The following is a 3,420-nucleotide window of genomic DNA, read 5'->3' on the forward strand; positions in this document are numbered from 1 at the left end:
GCCGACACAACACACAACAGTGACCAATCAAAGATTTCGACAATATTGGCCACTACCCAAGGGTAAGCGCCGATCGGTAGCAAGGTTGAGAATACTAGCGTTAAAGCGATAATGGCAGGTAGCCAACGCTGTTCAAAGAAGTGTAGCAAGTAAAGGTTTAATACCACCATTAACATGCTCATAAAAAAGCCACTCGAGAGCCAAGTCAGAGTGAACACCAGTTCTTGCTGTCCGCCCCAGTAAAGTACAAGATTGCTCGCTAGACCTACCAATAAAATGGCATGTAAGAGAATTAACGTACCCAATCTACGCACCAATATTGGTGTGAATATAAAACCTAATACCTGGGTAATCATAAAGCCGACTTTAACCAGAGCGACTTCATCGACAGATAAGCCTGACGTTGCCGCCATCTCATACGATAACTCGGTAAACATCACGGAGTTAATACCAAAAGCAGCAATCGCAAAAAGCGTCAAAATCAGCAGCGGTGAACGTTTTTCCATTGCAGTTAACCTTGTGTCGCGGTCTCGATCGATACTTCTGCAGACAACCCCGGATAGACTCGTTGACTCAACTCTTGAGGGATCTCTAGCTCGATACGTACTGGTACACGTTGTACTACTTTTACGAAATTGCCTGTCGCATTTTGAGGTGGCAATAAACTAAACTGTGCACCAGTCGCCGGGGTTATCGAAGAAACACGGCCATGCAATGGATGGTTTGGAAACATATCCAATACCACTTCAACCTCTTGCCCAGGCACAACGTTCTCAAGTTGTGTTTCTTTAAAGTTTGCCTCTATCCAAACATAATCTGGCACCATCACGATGAGCCCCATTCCTGGTTGTACAAACTTGCCGACTTGCACTTGTCTATCTGCCACATAGCCATCAAATGGTGCACGCACCGTGGTTCTTTCCAGTGAAATATTAGCCAGTCGTAAGTTTGCTTCTGCTTTTTTACGCTGTGCTGTCAGTTGCAACTTCTCGGTCATCAATGTGTCGAGCTGTTTTTGCTCAGCAGCTAAGCCCAATTTAGCGGTTTCAAGATTACTGCTTGCTTCAATAGAACGCGTTTTTTGTGCTTCAAACTGATTTTTGCTCACAGATTGCTTTTGTACCAAACGAGAAAGACGTTGAAACTCCGCCGCTTGGTGTTCGGCATTTGCACTCGCGCGGCGAATACCTTGCTTCGCCTGCTCAATTTTCATTAACTGCATATCCGTTTTGATTTGATTTGCAGTAAGCTCAGATTTCGCAACATCTAGTGCTGCTCGAGCAATTTCTTGGTTGGCAATAAAGTCTTCATCATCAATGACAAACAAAGGAGTTCCTTCTCTTACCCACTGGTTATCTTTGACAAAGATTTCGCTTACTTGCCCCCCAACCTCAGGTGAAATGGCCGTAACGTCTGAATGAACATATGCGTTATCCGTCATTACAGTATTCGGCTGGTATAAGGCACAGCCAGCAGCAAATAACGAACCAACAACCAGCGACAAGGCGATAACTTTCTTCTTCATGTTTGAAACCCATTTTATGACTTTCACAAACTGTACTGTACCGTACAGTTTTAGTAAAGATACATTTGATCATTGCCAATCAAAAAGATCAATCTCATTGATTTATCATGAACTTCTTGAGAAAAGTGTTTCGAGTGAAAAGAATTAAAATCTAACCATTTGTAATATAAATAAAAAACACATTTAAACTGAATAAATAAAGAGAGGATTGCAACTCCCCTACCTTTATTGAAGCTTGCTCCCCAACTCGGCGCATCAGGCGCAAACATTTGACTGGCCGAAGTTTTCGAAGCTACCTCACCAATTTTCATTAGCACCTCAATCTGACACATCAACCCAACAATAAGCACAAGCTAGTAGCATTTTCTTCAAACGAATTTGACATTGCCCAATATAGTTGTGTATACAACCATATTGTTCGTTCATGTTATTTGGTGAAACTTTCCATGTCCCAATACAACCATCATCAGTCTCTCGGTCACCTTACGGGGCTTGCTAGTCGCCTGTTTAACCGATTACTCACTACCCGTTTCAAAGATGCTGGTATTGATATGACAGCAGAACAATGGGGGGTCGTGTTGCTGTTACGAAACAACGGTGCCCTTTCTCAAAGTCAGATTTGTGAACTGTTGTACTTAGAAAAATCGAGCGTCAGTCGATCAATTGATGGGCTTGAAAAGCGCGGTTGGACAGAGAGGAAACCTTCGCCAACGGATAGTCGAAGTAAGTTAGTCGTGCTAACAGAAAAATCTTTAGACACCGTTGATACATGTGCAAATATCGCTTCGCTAGTGCTGCAAGAAGCCCAACAGAACCTTGCTGAGGCCGACCTAAACAACAGCAAACAGCAACTTTCTAGCGTAGTAGCGAACTTACGCAAGCTTAACGGACAAATTTAACTTATCAGCGTACGTTGCGACAGAAGCTGGTTTAACAGTCAGGCTCAACCTTGGAGAAATACGATGACAAAACGCAATGCTTTAATTACAGGTGGCGCTCGTGGAATTGGTGCAGCAACAGCAAAAGCACTCGCTGCAGATGGTTACCGAGTTTTTATCAACTACGTAAATAGTGCTGCGGTCGCGGAAGCGTTAGCTCAAGAAATTCAAAACGCCGGTGGTGAGGCGTACACTTTAAAAGCTGACGTTCGAGATGACGCACAAATACAAGGAATGTTCGACAGCATCGCAAATGAACATGGTGGCGTTGATGTTCTTGTCTCAAACGCAAACATGAGCTTTACCGCTAAACCTTTCACTGAGCAGTCGTGGGAAGAGTTTTCACAAAAGCTAAATGACGAAATGCACGCTGCATATCAAACGGCAAAATTGGCGGTAGAAAACATGAAAGCCAACCAGTTTGGTCGCTTAATTTTTATCTCTAGCACCTTATCAGAAGCTCCTGCACCAAGCTTTATTGCTCATGGTAGTGCAAAAGGTGCACTTGATAGCTTTAGTAAATACCTCGCTCAAGAACTTGGTCCTTTCGGGATTACGTCTAATGTCGTTGCTCCGGGCCTTGTAGAAACAGACGCAACAAAAGGTGCTCCTGAAGAGTTTAAAGAAACCATTCGAATGTTCACACCAACGCAGAAAATTGCCACACCTGAAGACGTAGCAAACACCGTGAGCTACTTGGCAAGTGAAAAAAGCGGACATATCACGGGCACATACAATCCAGTATGTGGCGGCGCCTACCTACCATAGCGCCAAGTGTGCTAGGCACAAATACAAAGGCATGTACGCATGCCTTTGTATCTTTAGGTCTTGCTTTGCAACGCGCAAGCTTCCTTCATGGGCGGTTTTGTCTGAAGAAAAATAGAAAGTCCTATCTATTTCTTATAATCGGTGTATAGTGAGCTCAGCTCCTAACCGTGAGCTATTGATGAAATATTT

The 3,420-nt window shown here is 43.6% G+C and carries 4 protein-coding genes and 1 pseudogene; 2 read left to right on the plus strand and 3 right to left on the minus strand.

Translation table 11 applies throughout. The features are described from left to right. The 3 genes and pseudogenes from CAG69_RS11620 to CAG69_RS11630 form a co-directional block, all read right to left on the minus strand. Nucleotides 1–506, minus strand: a pseudogene (locus CAG69_RS11620) (MFS transporter); the annotation flags it as partial. 5 nt (nt 507–511) lie between these two features. Beyond that, the gene (locus CAG69_RS11625; RefSeq protein WP_161444277.1) at nt 512–1,525 is read right to left on the minus strand and encodes an HlyD family secretion protein; all 1,014 of its coding nucleotides are present in this window, start codon (nt 1,523–1,525) and stop codon (nt 512–514) included. A gap of 50 nt (nt 1,526–1,575) precedes the next feature. After that, nucleotides 1,576–1,836 carry a hypothetical protein gene (locus CAG69_RS11630; protein ID WP_161444279.1) on the minus strand — a complete coding sequence of 87 codons (261 nt, stop codon included), beginning with the start codon at nt 1,834–1,836 and terminating at the stop codon, nt 1,576–1,578. A 135-nt stretch (nt 1,837–1,971) separates the two neighbouring features. Here CAG69_RS11630 and CAG69_RS11635 point away from each other — a divergent pair, with 135 nt between their 5' ends. Both CAG69_RS11635 and CAG69_RS11640 read left to right on the plus strand, forming a co-directional pair. After that, nucleotides 1,972–2,424: a MarR family winged helix-turn-helix transcriptional regulator gene (locus CAG69_RS11635; protein WP_161444281.1), complete on the plus strand. Its 453-nt coding sequence runs from the start codon at nt 1,972–1,974 to the stop codon at nt 2,422–2,424. A gap of 63 nt (nt 2,425–2,487) precedes the next feature. Next, entirely contained in the window at nt 2,488–3,231 is a 744-nt protein-coding gene (locus CAG69_RS11640) for an SDR family NAD(P)-dependent oxidoreductase (RefSeq protein ID WP_161444283.1), read from the plus strand. The last annotated feature ends 189 nt before the right edge of the window (nt 3,232–3,420 follow it).

It is taken from the genome of Vibrio sp. V43_P6S15P86, assembly GCF_009904725.1.
Taxonomy (GTDB): Bacteria; Pseudomonadota; Gammaproteobacteria; order Enterobacterales; family Vibrionaceae; genus Vibrio; species Vibrio diabolicus.

Excerpts from the sequence above, each read along its gene's own strand:
- CAG69_RS11625 (WP_161444277.1), bottom strand. The coding sequence starts at position 1,525 with ATGAAGAAGAAAGTTATCGCCTTGTCGCTGGTTGTTGGTTCGTTATTT.
- CAG69_RS11630 (WP_161444279.1), bottom strand. The coding sequence starts at position 1,836 with ATGAAAATTGGTGAGGTAGCTTCGAAAACTTCGGCCAGTCAAATGTTT.
- CAG69_RS11635 (WP_161444281.1), top strand. The coding sequence starts at position 1,972 with ATGTCCCAATACAACCATCATCAGTCTCTCGGTCACCTTACGGGGCTT.
- CAG69_RS11640 (WP_161444283.1), top strand. The coding sequence starts at position 2,488 with ATGACAAAACGCAATGCTTTAATTACAGGTGGCGCTCGTGGAATTGGT.